Raw genomic sequence first — 16,566 nt, 5'->3', positions numbered from 1 at the left:
CCTTCTACTATCCTAATAAACGATAATAAAGATTTTTGGCCGCTTGGATATCATTTGTTCCATGAATAAAAACGCGACCATCACGAAAAACAACCATACGATAATCCTGAAGCTGACAAGACAACAGGTAAGGGTTTTGCTCAACTGTTCCATGATTTTGCAATTGTTTTTGCAACTGATCGAAATTAGGCTGACTACGTCTATTCGGCCTAATTTGAACTGTGTTTCTTCCGCATAATACTTCCGTCTTTGTTTGGTTTTCATAAGACAAATAAGGATACGTTCTAATCGTTCCACAGGATGGACAGTCCGCCGTTTCTATTTTGTCTAATTTAATAGAATAATGCTGATTGCTCCATACATCGAAAGTCAAAAAAGTATTTCGAAGTGATGAAAAATCCTCTACAAGAATTTTAAATGCTTCAGCCACTTGATAAGCCGCTACGATTTGTACTGATGGGCTAATAATTCCGACAGTATCGCACGTAGCTCCACCGACTGGAACGTACTTTAATAGACAATGTAGACATGGTGTTTTTCCTGGAAGAATCGTATGAGTCGCTCCATAGCTTCCAACGCAAGACCCATAAATCCAAGGTATATTATGTTTATGAGATAAGTCATTTAAAATAAAACGAATATCAAAATTGTCTGTAGCATCGATGATTACGTTCACATTATGCAGCAAACGCTCTAAATTCGTTGCACTTGCATCCATCACAAGCGCTTCAATTTCAACCTCTGAATTAATCTTGTGTAAATGTTCTTTAGCAGCAATTGCTTTTGGCGTCTTCAATCTAGCATCTTGTTCATTGTATAATTGTTGACGCTGTAAATTACTCCATTCAACATAATCGCGGTCAATCAGAGTAAGCTTGCCAATGCCTGCTCGGACAAATGCTTCAGCACTGGCACTTCCTAATGCCCCTGCTCCAACAATTAATACATGCTTTTGGGTGATTTTCTCTTGCCCTTCCATACCAATCTGGTTGAATAGCTGCTGCCTTGAATAGCGATTTGACATTGACATTCCCTCCTTTCGTACTCTATTGTAAGTTCATAAATCAAGCTGCTAAAGGTTGATTAGAACAAGGTAACAAGCCCTCTAATTCGCTTGAGCTACCTACAGAAACATGTTAAAAAACAGCAAGGAGGCAAAGAATGAGTAATTTCTCACACTGGAATGAAGAAGGAAGACCTAAAATGGTAGATATCTCTCAAAAAGATGTCACAACACGTACAGCAATCGCTCAAAGTACAATCTCTTTTTCTAATGAATTATATGAAGCCATTCAAAATGGATTAATTAAAAAAGGAGATCCCCTTCAAGTAGCCCAAATTGCTGGAATTATGGGTGCCAAAAAAACGGCTGACATCATTCCGATGTGTCATCCCATTATGTTACAAGGAGTAGATTTCACCTTTGATTATCAACAACAAGCGGCTGGATATGATTTAATCATCCAAGCTACTGTTAAATGCAGTGGAAAAACAGGAGTCGAAATGGAAGCATTAACTGCCGCATCCATCGCTGCTCTCACGTTTTACGATATGTGTAAAGCCGTTGATAAAACAATGGTTATTAAAGAAACCTTGCTCGTCCAAAAAACAGGAGGAAAAAGCGGCGACTTCTTTCATGAAAAGTAATGACCTATTTTAAGAAAAGCGCTTAACTAGACTATAGAGCCAATGACGCCTGAGACTAGACACCGAAACGTGTTGAAAATTTTATAGTTTCTTATTTTCCAAAAACAATCCATGAAACAAGGGACTAGCTACTAAGAGCAGATGCTTTGAAGTGCAGTCCCTTTTTCATAGACAACTTGTTTCATACTCTTCGGGATACTAACCACCAATATGAGACATTTCTACTTTTGAACGTTTCTTCTTTCCATTTCCTCTTTCATCTGAATACCGATCGCCACGATGATTCCAAATATCTGTAATAACCTTAGCAACCTCTTCGTCCGCTTTATCTGAACGTAATAAATCACGCAAATCAAAGCCCTTCGATGCAAATAAGCACGTATATAGCTTTCCTTCAGCTGAAACACGCACTCTTGAACAGCTTGAGCAAAAAGAATCGGTAACTGATGAAATAATTCCAATTTCTTGATTACTGTCTACATATCGATATCTAGTTGCTACTTCACCTGGATAATTCGGCTGAATCTGTTCTAGAGGCATTACTTCGCCAATTTTATTTAGAATCTGCTGTTTCGTAACGACATCATTCATTCTCCAGCCATTTGAATTTCCTACATCCATATATTCAATAAAACGAAGCGTATGCTTTTTTTCCTTAAAATATTCAGCCATTGAAACAATATCTTGATCATTCTGTCCTTTCTGAACAACCATGTTTACTTTCACTTCTAATCCTGCATTAGATGCGGCTTCAATACCTTCTAAAACACTTGCTACCGTACCTCTATGACCATTTAATTGATGAAATCGTTCCTCATCCAATGAATCAAGACTGACGGTTACTCGTGATAATCCTGCATTAAATAGCTTAGATGCAAATTTTTTCAACAGGGATCCATTCGTTGTCACTGCAATATCTTTTATTCCCTTTATTGATTTCAACCGATAAATCAGCTCAGGAAGATTCTTTCTTAATAATGGCTCTCCTCCTGTAATACGCACTTTCTGGACGCCTAAAGAAGCAAATATAGAGGTTAATCGTTCCATTTCATCAAAGGATAAAATTTTTTCCGAAGATAAAAATGGATAATCACTTCCGAATATTTCTTCCGGCATGCAATATCGACAGCGAAAGTTGCAACGATCTGTCACAGATAAACGCAAATCTCTTAGGGGGCGCTGCAATGTATCAGCTATACTAGCTTGCATGTTTTCTCACCTCTCATCTCTGATAGCGAACCTTACTTATCATGTTATATATAATAACATGTTTTATTTATAATTTCTTACTATTTGAGCAAATCCTTTTCGGACAAGTATATATATTCAAAGATTGATTTCTAATAAACCCTACCGTTGTGATTCCTAATTCTTCTGCTAGATTTAATGCCAATTCGGTAGGTGCAGATTTAGAAAGGACAATCTCACATCCTATTTTCGCTACTTTTAATAAAATCTCTGAAGATATTCGCCCGCTAAACACAATGATTTTATCTTCAATCGGAATATTATTTTTCAAACAATACCCATATATTTTATCTAATGCATTATGTCTCCCAATATCCATACGACTTAATAAAAATCCATTTTTATTACATAATGCTGCGTTATGGACTCCCCCTGTCTCATGAAAAGTAGTCGCTGAATTTTGCATATTATTCATGAGACGGAAACAATCATCAGGAGAGATTGTCACTCGAATGTCATTCATTTTCTTAGCGGTAAGAGCATCATTAGCGAAAACAAAGCCTTGTCTGCTCATTCCACAACACGAAGTGATATACCGTTTATTTTGAAGGTTTTGATAATACGGATTCAACTTATCAATCTTCACATGCGCATACCCTTCTTTTTCTTGAATCCAAATATCTTTAATGTCTTCATACTTTCGAATAATACCTTCAGATGCTAAATAACCAATTACCATATCTTCAATGTACTCGGGAGTACAAACCATCGTAACAAATTCTTGTTCATTGATTTTAACCGTAATAGGAAATTCGGTCACAATTGTATCTTCAGCATCAATTAGTTGTCCATCGCTGAACTTGAGAATTTCCCTTTTCTTCACGATCGTCTTCATTTCAACTTCCCCTTCAAGTGATATTTTTATCAAAAACAAAGACGGAAACTGCAATATTCTCTTCAATTTTGATATCTGAAAACAGATGGACAAATTTGGCTCCTACTAGTTCCTCCAGTCCTTCAGGAGGGCCCTCACTATACACATCTTGAATCATTTTTGTTCTAGCTAAATGAACCATTTCACGTCCTTCTGAAGTTTTTGCTATAAAAGTTTCTGTAGGAGTGAGGTTTCCGTATAACGTTGAAATAGCCATATTTTCAACAAAAACCGTATGAATTCTTTCTGGTCCTTTTCCAAAAAGATCTTTACGAAGCTTTCGGATGATATCATTAAATTCATGAACTTTTTTTGACATAAATAAACATCCTCCTATAGTTTTCTAATCATAAAGCAACAAATAAAAAAATAAAAGTGGAAAAGCATTTACAGCATTTTTTAAATCTTGTATATTTCTAAAGTCAACGATATAATCATAATAAGATTTGATGGAACGATAATAATGAGTTTGTTACCGCTCTATCAATTATTAAACTACATTTTAAATGGATCGGATTGGTCTATTAGTAAGTTCTGCTAATACTCTATTCCACCATGATTACACATCATTTTTTCTGAAAATCAAGATGTGTATTCGTGGTGGTTTTTTTTGTTTAACAGGCAAGAGGGGGGAAGAAAATGACACATTCTAAAATTAATATAAAAATCAATGATGTCGAATATGAAGCAGGCTTCGGCTCAACCATATTGGAAATTATTAATCAAGAAAAAATCGCTCATCCGCAAATTTGTTATGTACCTGAAGTTGATCCTATCCAAACATGTGATACTTGTATTGTAGAGGTTGACGGGAAACTTGTACGCTCCTGTTCAACGGTCGCTTTAGACGGAATGAACATAGAATTAGATTCAACTAGTGCAAAAGCTGCACAAACAGAAGCAATGGATCGCCTACTAGAAAACCATCTGCTGTATTGTACTGTTTGCGATAATAATAATGGCAACTGTAAATTACATAATACTGCCGAATTGATGGAAATCGAACATCAAAAATATCCTTACACACCTAAAGTGGACGTAAATGCTGTCGACATGTCCCATCCGTTCTACCGTTATGATCCAAACCAATGTATTGCCTGCGGACAATGTGTAGAAGTTTGTCAAAACCTTCAAGTAAACGAGACAATATCTATCGACTGGGAAGCTAAGCGCCCTCGTGTTATTTGGGATGATGGGGTCTCTATTAACGACTCATCTTGTGTAGGCTGTGGTCAATGTGTAACGATTTGTCCTTGCAACGCTTTGATGGAAAAGTCTATGCTTGGCGAAGCTGGATTTATGACAGGTCTCCAAAACGAGATGCTTAGTCCGATGATTGATTTAGTAAAAGAAGTAGAACCAGGGTATAGCGGTATTTTTGCTATTTCGGAAGTAGAAGCAGCTATGCGTGACACACGTACGAAAAAGACGAAAACCGTTTGTACCTTCTGCGGCGTAGGCTGTTCATTTGAAGTATGGACAAAAGGAAGAAAGATTCTTAAAGTTCAACCTGTCTCCGATGCTCCAGTTAACGCAATATCTACTTGTGTAAAAGGAAAGTTCGGCTGGGATTTTGTTAACTCGGAGGAACGAATTACAAAACCATTGATCCGTAAAGATGGTGCATTCGTAGAATCAACTTGGGAAGAAGCACTTGATTTAGTTGCTAGTAAACTAGGCTCCATTAAGCAGCAATACGGAAAAGGTTCTGTAGGATTTATTTCGTCTTCAAAAATTACAAATGAAGAAAACTATGTGATACAAAAACTCGCACGACAAGTATTTGAAACAAACAATGTCGATAACTGTTCTCGTTACTGTCAATCTCCTGCAACTGACGGCTTGTTCCGTACAGTTGGAATGGGTGGAGATGCCGGTACAATCAAAGATATTGCTCAAGCGGGACTTGTTATTATCGTTGGAGCAAATCCAGCAGAAGGACATCCCGTATTAGCCACTCGTGTTAAACGAGCACATAAACTTCATGGTCAAAAACTTATCGTAGCAGACCTTCGTAAAAATGAAATGGCTGAGCGTTCCGACATCTTTATTAGCCCCAAACAAGGAACGGACCAAGTGTGGTTGATGGCTGTGACAAAGTATATCATCGACCAAGGGTGGCATGATCAAACATTTATCGAAGAAAACGTAAACTTCTTTGAAGATTTCAAAACAGTACTTGAGAAATACACACTTAACTACGCAGAACAAGTGACAGGTATTTCAAAAGAAACGCTTATTCAAATCGCTGAAATGATTCGTGATGCTGATGGGACTTGTGTTCTATGGGGAATGGGCGTTACACAAAATACCGGTGGTTCTGATACTTCCGCAGCCATTTCTAATTTACTTCTTGCTACAGGAAACTACCGTCGTCCAGGTGCAGGTGCTTATCCTCTTCGTGGTCATAACAATGTACAAGGTGCTTGTGATATGGGAACTCTTCCTGGCTGGCTTCCAGGATATCAACATATTACCGATGATACCGCACGTGCAAAATTTGAAAAGGCTTATGGTGTAGAAATTGACGGAAAACCAGGCCTCGATAACATTCAAATGCTTCATGCTATTGAAGAAGGAAAGATCAAGGCGATGTACCTTGTTGGTGAAGATATGGCTCTCGTAGACTCCGACGCAAATCATGTTCACGAAGTTTTATCACAACTTGATTTCTTTGTTGTCCAAGATATCTTCTTATCGAGAACGGCTCAATATGCGGACGTCGTATTACCGGGAGCTCCATCTCTTGAGAAAGATGGTACATTTACAAACACAGAGCGTCGTGTTCAACGATTATATCAAGCACTCCCAACACTCGGTGATGCTAAGCCGGACTGGTGGATTACTCAAGAAATTGCAAACCGTCTAGGCGCAAATTGGAATTACAATCATCCAAGTGACATCTATGATGAAATGGCCAGCCTATCTCCATTATTCAGCGGAGCCAATTATGAAGTACTAGAAGGTTGGAACAGCTTCCTATGGGGCAGCTTCGAAGGAGTAAGCACACCACTTCTCTATGTGGATGGATTTAACTTTCCAGATAAGAAAGCACGCTTTGCCTTATCGGACTGGGTAGAGCCTGCAGAATTCCCTGAAGAATATGATTTGCATATTAACAATGGACGTATGCTAGAGCATTTCCATGAAGGGAATATGACAAACAAATCCAAAGGTATCCAATCGAAAGTGCCAGAGATTTTTGTTGAAGTTTCACCAGAACTTGCCGAAGAGCGCGGAATTAATGATGGTGCAATTGTACGATTAGTCTCTCCTTTTGGAGCCGTTAAATTAAATGCACTTGTTACAGATCGTGTCAAAGCAAACGAGCTTTTCCTTCCGATGAACTCGGTAGATAAAGAGTCCGCTATTAACTTTTTAACAGGTCCTATATTCGATCAACGAACAAATACACCTGCTTATAAACAAACAAAAGTTCGTATGGAAGTGCTCAGTGAAGGCGGAACAGTTCCACTGCCATCTACGAATCCACGGAATAAAAAACGTTATCCTCAAAATGGAGTTGAGGTTAATCGGAAATGGGCTCGTCCGGGCTATGTCCATCTAACAAATCAATAGGAAGGAGAAATAAATATGGCTCAACCTATTACAGAAATCAAAAAAAACCTTCTCACCGAGGAGGAACAGAAACAAAAAAAGCTAGAAGCCTTAACAACACTTCTTGCCAATAACGATGAAGCCTTAAACAAAGTACTGACCATTGTGGGCGAGCTAAACGATATTGGTGTTCTAGAGGCAGCTGATTCCATGCTTCAAGCTAAAGAAAAGATTGCCCAAATTGCGCTTCACCAAGTCTCTCGAGAACCGGTGACCAATTTAATTAACACACTTATGGGGGCAACAGGTGCCCTCATGAAGACTGATCCTGAATTAATAACAAAGCTTGTAAATAGTGCCATGAAAGGTATGGATGAAGCCAATGACTATTTGCAAACTGATAAAAAAGTTAAAGTAATGGACCTAGTTAAACTATTAAATGATCCTGATATTAATCGAGCACTTGGCTTTGGTATCCATTTCCTAAAAGGAATGGGTAAAGAATTAAAGCATTAAGATAACCTCTTTTATAATAGGAAAAAACTCGTACTGGAATAATCTTATCCCCATAAGAAACCAGAAGTTCTATTTAAAATTGAACATATTCTTGATTGACCTCCAGAATCTTGATTTCACCATTCTGGAGGTGTTCTTTTCTTCCGATAATAGCTCTGTTATACAGTGTGGCCCTATGCTAAACAAATGGACTCGAAACTTTCAAGCTACATCCTTTTTTAAATTTTAGATATAAAAAATGCCCTAAAGAGAAATTATTTTCTCTTTAGGGCGTTCATGATTGACAATCCCTATCAATATTAGGTACAACTGGCACACACTTTCTATGAATCTATTTGTTTAACATATATCGCCTGTGAAGAACTTGTAATCACACAGCCTTCTAAATCATTCTCTTTTAATAGCCCTAAATTTAGTGCTGACTTTATCTTCTCCTCATCAGGCTTTTTTTGAATTAAATCCTTTAAATTCAATTCTTCTAATCGATTGACCGTTATCTCTCGATCAAATTTCTCCATTTTCCTTACTTGTCTTTGCAATTTATAATCACTAATAGTTACTTCACCCTTGCTATGCTTTCCAACTAAATAATCGAAATATTTATTAAAGTCCTTCTTTAAAGCCTCCAATTGCATTTCTACTTCTTTTTTCTTGCGACTTAGCTCAACATATTGTACCAACTTGTCCCTTGTAATCAAAGAATCATCCATTTGCAATCCAATCGCCCCATTTCTCATATAGATATTCCATCATATTATGAGATTAAATGAGATATTCCCTTTACTTAAACAAGCCTGGAATTTTGGAAAATTCCACATAATACTTCGAGATAAAGAGAAGATAAAAGAATCCGAAGCAACAAAGATTAGTCTTTTCTCACATCAAAAATATGGTACATTTAAAGGGAAACTAGATATGAAGGGAGATTTTTCAATGTCAAATCATGAAGAACTGAATACACTGCCTCCAAAAACATGTACAATTGAAAGACTTGTCACTATGCCTGAAGATGTTAATAAAGTAATCGAAGGCCGCAAAACAGCAACGCGCCGAAATGGAAGATATGCTGATGTAGGTGAAATAATGGTGCTAAACGATAAAAAGTTCATCGTAAATCGTGTATATTCTCAATCATTAGGTGAATTAACAGATGAACATGCGCGTCAGGAGGGATATAAGACGGTAGAAGAATACAAACAATCTATCCTCTCGATTCATCCAGGAATGCCATGGCTTCCACAAATGAGAGTTTGGGTGCATGAGTTTAGCCCAGTTACCGATTAATAGGCAAAAGAAATGGATTTATTGTACAAACTCTTACTATATATTCATGTTCTAAGCGTAATCGTATCCATCGGTCCTTTCTTTATTCTCCTGCCGATTTCTAAAAAAATGCACTTAGTAGGAAAAGAAGAAGTGGATGCCTATCTGGGCACATTCCGATTTGTCGTTCGACTTGCGATGCATTCAGGTCATGTTCTAGTAATATCAGGTATATTACTCGTTATGTCCGGTCCATGGACATGGAATACATCATGGATTATCATGACGCTTTTGATTTTATTCTGTTCATTATTCTTTCTTGCGCGTGCCTTCTCTCCAACACTTAGGAAGTTTCAAGAAAAAGACGCGAATAAAGAGAAACTAGCTGCTAAACTTCAGCGAACTATTTGGATATATATTATCCTTCTCATTACGATGCTTTGGTTTATGGTTGTAAAGCCGGCTTTGTGGGCATAACAAGTAAAAAATCTTCATAGCCTTGGTCTTTCGATCTAAATTATTATTTTCTCTAACAAAGAAGTGAGGTTCCTAAGCTTATCAAAAGCTAAGTTTTTAAAATAAAAGGCATTACATATTTTATCTGACCTAATATGTAATGCCCTTTCTTATTGAATTAACGCCTTCGTTAGTTGAAGAAAATATAAGCAATTTAAAGGATTACACCTGCAAAGTCCCCTTTTAGTATTTCTTTTTCATTCTGATTTGTACATAAAAAGGATGCCATAATAGCTGTTCTATTATTTTTATTTTCTTGCCTTTCGTATTTTTCAATTTTTACTTCACAGATGATTGTATCCCCTGTAAACACAGGTCTTAAAAACTCAAAATTCATAGTACGAGCCAGTACGTTATGATCTCCACCTACTTTTGTTGGTAGAGTTGCGGTTAATAACCCTTGAACAACAAGTCTTCCCTGTTCATCCGGGGTCATATGATGAATTCCTTCATCACCTGAAATCTCTGTAAATAATTCAACATCCCTTACTGTAAAAGTTCGTTCAAATGTAATGATATCTCCTACTTTTAATGACATATAGATTTCCCTCCTGAAGGTTTTATGCTGTATAGTCAATAATCAAAATATTCAAATAATATAGAGCGGTATTCGACACTTTCCACTTCTTTTTTATGTAAGAATATCTTGAGGCTTCCAATCTTTCGGCTTTATGTTCTTATTCATCCATTTCTCTTGTGGTACTTGGTATGGAGTCGTAGCGATTAAATAATTATTGTTCCAGCTCGCTGCTTTGGAACGAATCATTTCATCAAGCAGGATTGGAATAAATTCTTCAGGTTGCAGCTGGAAAGAATAGCGTGCAAAATCCTGAAACCAACCACACTTTAGTAGGTAGCTATCGATTTCTTCTCTTGCCAATCCATTTTTAATGATTAATGTGAATGCAAAAATCCTTTTGATGGCATGCCATGAAACTTTTTCTGGCGTCATAAGCCACTTTTCAAACCGCTCCCTTGCTGCATCAATCGCAGCACTAGGATTCTCTATTTGAGGTCCATGTCCTGAATAGGCCCGCCCAATCCGGAGCCTGGACAACCGATCCAAACTTTCTATCGATCGCTGGATAGATGAAACACCCTCTCGAAAGATATTTAACCATCCGATATCATTGTTGTGAAAGAGATCTCCGCAAATTAATACCTCTTCTTCAGGTTCATATAAAGAAATATGTCCTAACGTATGTCCCGGTGTGTGTATGACTTTCAGAGTTCTACTTCCTGTATAAATCTCATCGTTATCTGAGAGCTTTTTATCGACTCGATAAGGCTCTACAGGCTGATCTAACCATTCTGCACTACAGGCTTCAGGGTCACAAGAATTAATTAAATTGGCATCCCATTTATGAGCAGCAATCGTAACATCATAGTTTTTTTGAAAATAAGAATTGCCGCCTACATGGTCACTATGATAGTGCGTGTTCACAATAAGGTGTAATTCCTCTGGTGAAACGCCCGCTTCTTTAATCAATTGTTCTGTATCTTTCGCCTCACTCCCAAAACCAGTATCAATAAGGATTGGGAGCTTATCCTTAATAAGGATCATGTTTGCACTGGGAAATTTTCTTTCAAAGAAAATAATACTAGATTTTTTCATAAGCTATTCCTCCTTACATTTAATGACTGAACGTTCAATCAATTATATCACTCATATTTACATAATAGTAAAAATAAGGTTATTGGTTCTTCGTTTGGAGTTACAACTGTTGGTTTATGTTTTTTGCTATATCTATCGATTTTGTATAAACCTTATCTACACGCCGACTTCAAATTGCTCCTTCCAACAATATGCTTCCTGTGTAGTAAGGATTTCAACATCCTTTGGTGTAGGTGGTTTTGTACTAAACCGTTCAAAAACAAAAATCCTTCTAACGATTAATTCAATAATAAAAAAGCTTTTCCTTAATTTAAATGTGATAGATATTCAAATGCTGTTGTTCCATATACGCCTTTAAAGTGTCTATTTAAATGGGTTAAATCAACAAAACCACACTCAGCTACTGCTGAATAAATATCTCTATTTTTTTCTATTAACTGCTTTGCATGTTCTATCTTGCAGTTAAGAAAGTATTGATACGGTGAAATTCCAGTATGAGCCTTGAATAATCTAATAAACTGAAACTTCGATAAATCAAGCTCCTTACAAATCTCGTCAAGTTTAAGTACACTTTGTAAGTTAGTATGAAGCATATCCTTTGCTTTTCTAACTAGAGCGTTATCTTTCTTATTTTCTGTAGAAAGATTCGGTTGAATAAGACTATCTGTGAGGGATAAGAGTAATTCATTGCACAAAGCCTCATCTTTCTCGCTTAATATTGCATTGGAGAGACTTAATATTCTTTGTTGGAGTCTAGCATCATACACGATTGGGGTTGAAAAACGTATTATATCCTTTTGCCGGGTAGCCTCTAAAAGCAATTGCGGCTCAATATACAGCATAACATAATCAAGTCCTGTCTCATCATGTGCCATTCCGTCATGTGCCTGTTCTGGATTAAAAAGCATAACACCATTTTGGTAGGATAATTGTAAACTGCCATCCAAGTTATAATGTTGAATACCACGCAATGTTACACCTATTGCATATTCCTTGTGAGAGTGCTTTTTATATGTAAAATCAGTAATACTTGCTGATAATGCGGTAACACCTGCTGATTTCTTATAGGTAAATCTATCCATTAAGTTCACCTCTTATTTGACCTCGCTACAACCATATCATTATTCCAGAGTAAGCTAAAAACAACGCCATCATTACATTAACAATCTTACTATGACTCTGTAAAAACTTCTTGAAGATTGAACCAAAAAGAATCCATGTAATAAATGCCAAAAATCCAATAAGAATTATTGCGAAAACACTTATAGTCACCGCAGGCATTGCGGTATAGTGTGGGGTAATAAAGCTCGGAATTACAGTCATTGTAAATAGGACCACCTTGGGATTTAAAAACTGCATAAGGAAGCCTGATTTAAATGTACCAGATTGGTTTACATTTGGTTTTGATGTATCCGCCTTGTAAATTTGATAAGCGAGATAGAACATATAAAAGCTTCCGATTATCTGCATAACAATTAAAATCTTTGGTATGATCGTTATAAGCAAAGTATTCAACATAGCAGAAATAACAAGTAGTAAACCAAAAGCAGTTGTTGCTCCATACGTATATTCCATTGCCTTTTTTGTTCCAAAATGATGCACAGTAGATAATATGACGATATTAGTAGGCCCTGGTGTAAAAGTAACAATAATACAGTAAATTAAAAAAGACGTAATATTCATGAGGAAAACTCCTTTCAAAGTATTCTCATATAAATATACATCTTAAAATTAAATGCTTTATAGTACATTATTGCAGGATTGCTCTGTAAAGTTAGCTCTACAAATTTACGGTGCTGATACGTATTAAACAACTCTTACCTATATTAAACTAAACTCCGTTCGTTGAAGTAGAATCAAATTTTTAGTAAAATAGATTTTCTTGCCTTTGTATGTAAATACTATTTTAGGGAACAAACCGAAGATTTATGCAATAGCGTGCCCTATCAGGATTAGGACCATTATCAAAAATATGCCCAAGATGAACATTTGATGCTTTTACCCGAACTTCCATTCTCCTCATTCCATGAGTTTACAAAAAATTCACACGATTAATATACAATCTTTACATTTTTCTTCATCATATATCTTACAATATGACTAGATAGTAACATATAAGGAGTTGTACACAGCTTGAAAGTACTAGATAGAACCATTAATATTGCAGATCCTTCTTTTTATAATAATCGTGAATTAAGTTGGTTGGCCTTTAACCTACGGGTATTGGAAGAAGCAATGGATAGCCAAAATGCCTTACTAGAAAGATACAAATTTTTAGCTATTACAAGTTCCAACTTAGACGAATTTTTCATGGTTCGTGTAGCTGGGTTGCTCGATCAAGTAAAAGCAGGGTTTAATCGTCCTGAAAATAAGGCAGGATTAACACCGGTACAACAGCTGGAATCAATCTCTGAAATTACACATGAGTTGATCGAAAAACAGGACCATATCTACAAGAAACATCTTGCTCCTCTTCTAGCAAACGAACAAATAAACATCATTCCAATTACGGAAATATCCAAGACAGATTTAGTTTTTTTAGAAAATCATTTTGATGAGCACATCTTTCCCGTATTAACACCGATGGCAATCGATGCCTACCGACCATTTCCAATGTTAGCAAACAAATCGCTAAACTTAGCGATTATCATTGGAGACAAGGAAGAAAATATCGATATTGAATCTGTTTCAGGAAAGCTTGCCATTGTCCAAGTTCCTTCTGTCATTAAACGTTATATTGAATTGCCTTCAGAAAACGATACACGAACGTTTGTATTATTAGAACAAGTCATCGCTCGTTTTATTCATAAATTATTCAGCGGCTATGAAATAAAATCTGTAACAGCCTTTCGCATCACGCGTAACGCTGATTTAACAATTCACGAAGATGAAGCGGAGGACTTGCTGCAAGAAATTGAAGAAGAACTAAAAAAACGCAAATGGGGAGCACCTGTCCGATTAGAGGTACAAAATCCTGAGCACGACAAACAGGTCGTAAATTATTTAATCGACGAACTAGAGATTCATTTAAAAGATGTGTATTTTGTCCAAGCTCCTCTTGACTTAACATTTTTATTTTCTTTTTGTAATGAGATTCAATCCACTCATGGATATTTAAGCGAGCCAACATACATTCCACACATTCCAAAAGATTTAGTAGGAAAACAAGATATTTTTGACGCTGCTCTTCAGGAAGATATTTTGCTGCACCATCCATATGAATCATTTGAACCGGTCATTGAGTTTATTTCACAGGCAGCCTGTGACCCGGATGTTTTGGCGATTAAGCAGACCCTTTATCGAGTAAGCGGGAACTCTCCGATTATTAAAAGCCTTAAACGAGCCGCCGAAAATGGCAAGCAGGTCACTGTTTTAGTAGAGTTAAAGGCTCGATTTGATGAGGAAAACAATGTCCATTGGGCAAAGGAACTAGAAAAAGCAGGCTGTCATGTTATTTACGGAATGACCCATTTAAAAACCCACAGCAAAATTACCCTTGTGGTGCGTCGTAGAAAAAATAAAATCGAGCGATTTGTTCATTTAGGTACAGGCAATTATAATGATGCAACAGCTAGATTTTATACAGATATGGGATTAATTACTTCTAATAAGAAAATTGGAATTGATGCTACGAACTTTTTTAATTATTTAAGCGGGCATATGGAGAAGCCACACTACCATCACTTAATTGTTGCTCCATTTGATATTAGAGATCAATTTATTGAATTAATCGATAAAGAAATCCAATTCCATAAACAATTTGGAAACGGCTATATTGTCGCCAAAATGAATTCTTTATCTGATAAAAACCTTATTATGAAGCTATATGAAGCATCTAATGCTGGTGTAAAAATCGATTTAATTGTGCGTGGAATCTGTTGTTTGCGCCCAGGAATTAAAGGAGTCAGTGAAAATATCAAAGTGCGAAGCATAGTGGGTGTTTTTTTAGAACATACTCGTATCTACTATTTCCATCATAACGGAGAAGAAAAAGTCTATTTATCTTCAGCCGATTTGATGACACGAAATATGGAAAACCGTGTAGAAATCCTATTTCCTATCTTAAAAGGTCATTTAAAACAACGAATTAGAACATGGGTAAAGCTCATGTTAGCCGATAATGTAAAAGCACGGGAACAAAATAATTCAGGCTATTATCATTATGTTGAAAAAGCAGCGGATGAAAGAGAAGTAAATAGTCAACTCATCTTATATGAAATGGCCCAACATGCAAGAGAACTAGAGGAAATCAACAGATAAAGTTAGAGTGATTTCATTTTAATATAGGCTATGTGAATGAATATTGTTGATTTATACGTTATGTAACAGAACCTTAATAGAAAAACGGGAAGATATTTTCTTCCCGTTTTCCAATGTATTCATTCTCCTTCCACGATTTTGGCAAAATCATCAAGTGTCGTTGAATACTTGATATAGATTCGCGGTAAGAGGTAGAGTTCATCTTTTATACCCTTTTTAGAAAATAGTTCGGGCGTTGTTGTCAGTCCAAATAAGTAGTACTTCTTCGTTTCTGCAACAACCTTGTCATTGAAAATTCCATACGGATATGCAAGAGCAATAACTGGTTTTCCTGTTATTCGCTGAATTTTATCTTTGGACTCTTTCAGTTCATACCCATAATTTTTTATTTGTGTCAAATAAGGATGTGTAGCCGTATGAGACTGAATGGAGATTAAGCCTGAATCGGCCATCATTTTTAAATCCGACTGTGACAACCGGTTCGAACGACCGATAAAATCAGAAATAACGAAGATTGTACCAGTTGGTTTAAAGCGCTCAGTTTTTAACTTTTGAAAAGCAGCAAATGCATTCAGATTATTTTTATATCCGTCATCAAATGTAATGAAAATCGGTTTATTTACTTTATCGATATCTTGCCATCGCTCAAAAGTTAATAATGTGTAACCATGATCTCGTAAATACACCATCTGTTGCTCGAAATTATTTGGCGTTACATACAACTCTTTAGAGCCATGCCCCTTAAACTCATCAATCGAATGATAAAGTAAAATCGGTACCTTTCGCTCCGCAAACACTTGTAGTGGAAGAAATAAAATCAGTATACATAGAACAAATATCGCAATCTTTTTCATAAAACGCTAACAAGGGCACATCAATGCATGCCTTTCCATTCACCTTGATTTTTGGATGCTTTTTCTTTTTTTGCTTTCTGTTTGTGTGCTCGATTAGCATTAGCACTCCCAAATTCCTGAGAGAATTCTGAATCTGTTTTGCTTGAATCAAATCCTTGTTTATTCTTTTGATCCGCGTCATTCTTTTTTGTACGTTTAGCCATGGATATCCCTCC

At 36.4% G+C, this 16,566-nt stretch carries 18 protein-coding genes; 6 read left to right on the top strand and 12 right to left on the bottom strand.

The annotated features are described in order from the left end of the window. Positions 1–7: 7 nt before the first annotated feature. Positions 8–1,024, bottom strand: coding sequence for a molybdopterin-synthase adenylyltransferase MoeB (locus ACE199_RS19670; RefSeq protein WP_375351264.1), 1,017 nt, complete (start codon positions 1,022–1,024; stop codon positions 8–10). Positions 1,025–1,161: 137 nt separating this feature from the next. Between ACE199_RS19670 and moaC the strand changes: the two genes are divergently transcribed. Continuing rightward, a complete protein-coding gene (gene moaC / locus ACE199_RS19665) occupies positions 1,162–1,647 on the top strand; it encodes a cyclic pyranopterin monophosphate synthase MoaC (protein ID WP_375351263.1) in 486 nt (161 codons plus the stop codon). Positions 1,648–1,845: 198 nt separating this feature from the next. Here moaC and moaA read toward each other — a convergent pair whose 3' ends face one another. The 3 genes from moaA to ACE199_RS19650 form a co-directional block, all read right to left on the bottom strand. Further along, positions 1,846–2,856 carry a GTP 3',8-cyclase MoaA gene (moaA, locus tag ACE199_RS19660; protein WP_375351262.1) on the bottom strand — a complete coding sequence of 337 codons (1,011 nt, stop codon included), beginning with the start codon at positions 2,854–2,856 and terminating at the stop codon, positions 1,846–1,848. A gap of 67 nt (positions 2,857–2,923) precedes the next feature. Beyond that, positions 2,924–3,730, bottom strand: a complete 807-nt coding sequence (fdhD, locus tag ACE199_RS19655) for a formate dehydrogenase accessory sulfurtransferase FdhD (protein ID WP_375351261.1) — start codon at positions 3,728–3,730, stop codon at positions 2,924–2,926. Between the two features lie 13 nt (positions 3,731–3,743). Further along, positions 3,744–4,088 (bottom strand): Na-translocating system protein MpsC family protein, encoded by a 345-nt coding sequence (locus ACE199_RS19650; RefSeq protein ID WP_127761803.1) that lies wholly within the window; start codon positions 4,086–4,088, stop codon positions 3,744–3,746. Between the two features lie 320 nt (positions 4,089–4,408). Here ACE199_RS19650 and fdhF point away from each other — a divergent pair, with 320 nt between their 5' ends. Both fdhF and ACE199_RS19640 read left to right on the top strand, forming a co-directional pair. Beyond that, positions 4,409–7,348: a formate dehydrogenase subunit alpha gene (fdhF, locus tag ACE199_RS19645; RefSeq protein WP_375351260.1), complete on the top strand. Its 2,940-nt coding sequence runs from the start codon at positions 4,409–4,411 to the stop codon at positions 7,346–7,348. Positions 7,349–7,363: 15 nt separating this feature from the next. Continuing rightward, positions 7,364–7,843, top strand: coding sequence for a helical membrane plugin domain-containing protein (locus ACE199_RS19640; RefSeq protein ID WP_127761805.1), 480 nt, complete (start codon positions 7,364–7,366; stop codon positions 7,841–7,843). A 323-nt stretch (positions 7,844–8,166) separates the two neighbouring features. Here ACE199_RS19640 and ACE199_RS19635 read toward each other — a convergent pair whose 3' ends face one another. Continuing rightward, positions 8,167–8,580, bottom strand: coding sequence for a hypothetical protein (locus tag ACE199_RS19635; RefSeq protein WP_375351259.1), 414 nt, complete (start codon positions 8,578–8,580; stop codon positions 8,167–8,169). Positions 8,581–8,776: 196 nt separating this feature from the next. Here ACE199_RS19635 and ACE199_RS19630 point away from each other — a divergent pair, with 196 nt between their 5' ends. Beyond that, positions 8,777–9,127 carry an ASCH domain-containing protein gene (locus tag ACE199_RS19630; protein WP_375351258.1) on the top strand — a complete coding sequence of 117 codons (351 nt, stop codon included), beginning with the start codon at positions 8,777–8,779 and terminating at the stop codon, positions 9,125–9,127. A gap of 12 nt (positions 9,128–9,139) precedes the next feature. Beyond that, complete coding sequence (locus ACE199_RS19625; protein WP_375351257.1) at positions 9,140–9,583, top strand: hypothetical protein; 444 nt, start codon at positions 9,140–9,142, stop codon at positions 9,581–9,583. Positions 9,584–9,776: 193 nt separating this feature from the next. Here the strand turns inward: ACE199_RS19625 and ACE199_RS19620 are convergent, their stop codons facing one another. The 5 genes from ACE199_RS19620 to ACE199_RS19600 form a co-directional block, all read right to left on the bottom strand. Further along, positions 9,777–10,160, bottom strand: a complete 384-nt coding sequence (locus ACE199_RS19620; protein WP_127761808.1) for a hotdog domain-containing protein — start codon at positions 10,158–10,160, stop codon at positions 9,777–9,779. A 93-nt stretch (positions 10,161–10,253) separates the two neighbouring features. Continuing rightward, positions 10,254–11,237: an MBL fold metallo-hydrolase gene (locus ACE199_RS19615; RefSeq protein ID WP_375351256.1), complete on the bottom strand. Its 984-nt coding sequence runs from the start codon at positions 11,235–11,237 to the stop codon at positions 10,254–10,256. 305 nt (positions 11,238–11,542) lie between these two features. Further along, positions 11,543–12,319, bottom strand: a complete 777-nt coding sequence (locus ACE199_RS19610; protein ID WP_375351255.1) for an AraC family transcriptional regulator — start codon at positions 12,317–12,319, stop codon at positions 11,543–11,545. A gap of 25 nt (positions 12,320–12,344) precedes the next feature. Then, a complete protein-coding gene (locus ACE199_RS19605; RefSeq protein WP_375351254.1) occupies positions 12,345–12,920 on the bottom strand; it encodes a LysE family translocator in 576 nt (191 codons plus the stop codon). 223 nt (positions 12,921–13,143) lie between these two features. Further along, a complete protein-coding gene (locus tag ACE199_RS19600) occupies positions 13,144–13,260 on the bottom strand; it encodes a peptide-methionine (R)-S-oxide reductase (protein ID WP_375351253.1) in 117 nt (38 codons plus the stop codon). Positions 13,261–13,370: 110 nt separating this feature from the next. On the opposite strand from ACE199_RS19600, the gene ACE199_RS19595 reads away from it, so the two are divergent. Continuing rightward, entirely contained in the window at positions 13,371–15,497 is a 2,127-nt protein-coding gene (locus ACE199_RS19595) for an RNA degradosome polyphosphate kinase (protein ID WP_375351252.1), read from the top strand. A gap of 119 nt (positions 15,498–15,616) precedes the next feature. Here ACE199_RS19595 and ACE199_RS19590 read toward each other — a convergent pair whose 3' ends face one another. Continuing rightward, positions 15,617–16,351, bottom strand: coding sequence for a polysaccharide deacetylase family protein (locus ACE199_RS19590; RefSeq protein WP_375351251.1), 735 nt, complete (start codon positions 16,349–16,351; stop codon positions 15,617–15,619). Positions 16,352–16,371: 20 nt separating this feature from the next. Beyond that, positions 16,372–16,554, bottom strand: coding sequence for a hypothetical protein (locus ACE199_RS19585; RefSeq protein ID WP_127761811.1), 183 nt, complete (start codon positions 16,552–16,554; stop codon positions 16,372–16,374). Between the last annotated feature and the right edge of the window lie 12 nt (positions 16,555–16,566).

This window comes from Peribacillus sp. Hz7, from assembly GCF_042136355.1.
Classification (GTDB): domain Bacteria; phylum Bacillota; class Bacilli; order Bacillales; family DSM-1321; genus Peribacillus; species Peribacillus asahii_A.
This window is presented reverse-complemented; position numbering and strand designations above follow the sequence as displayed.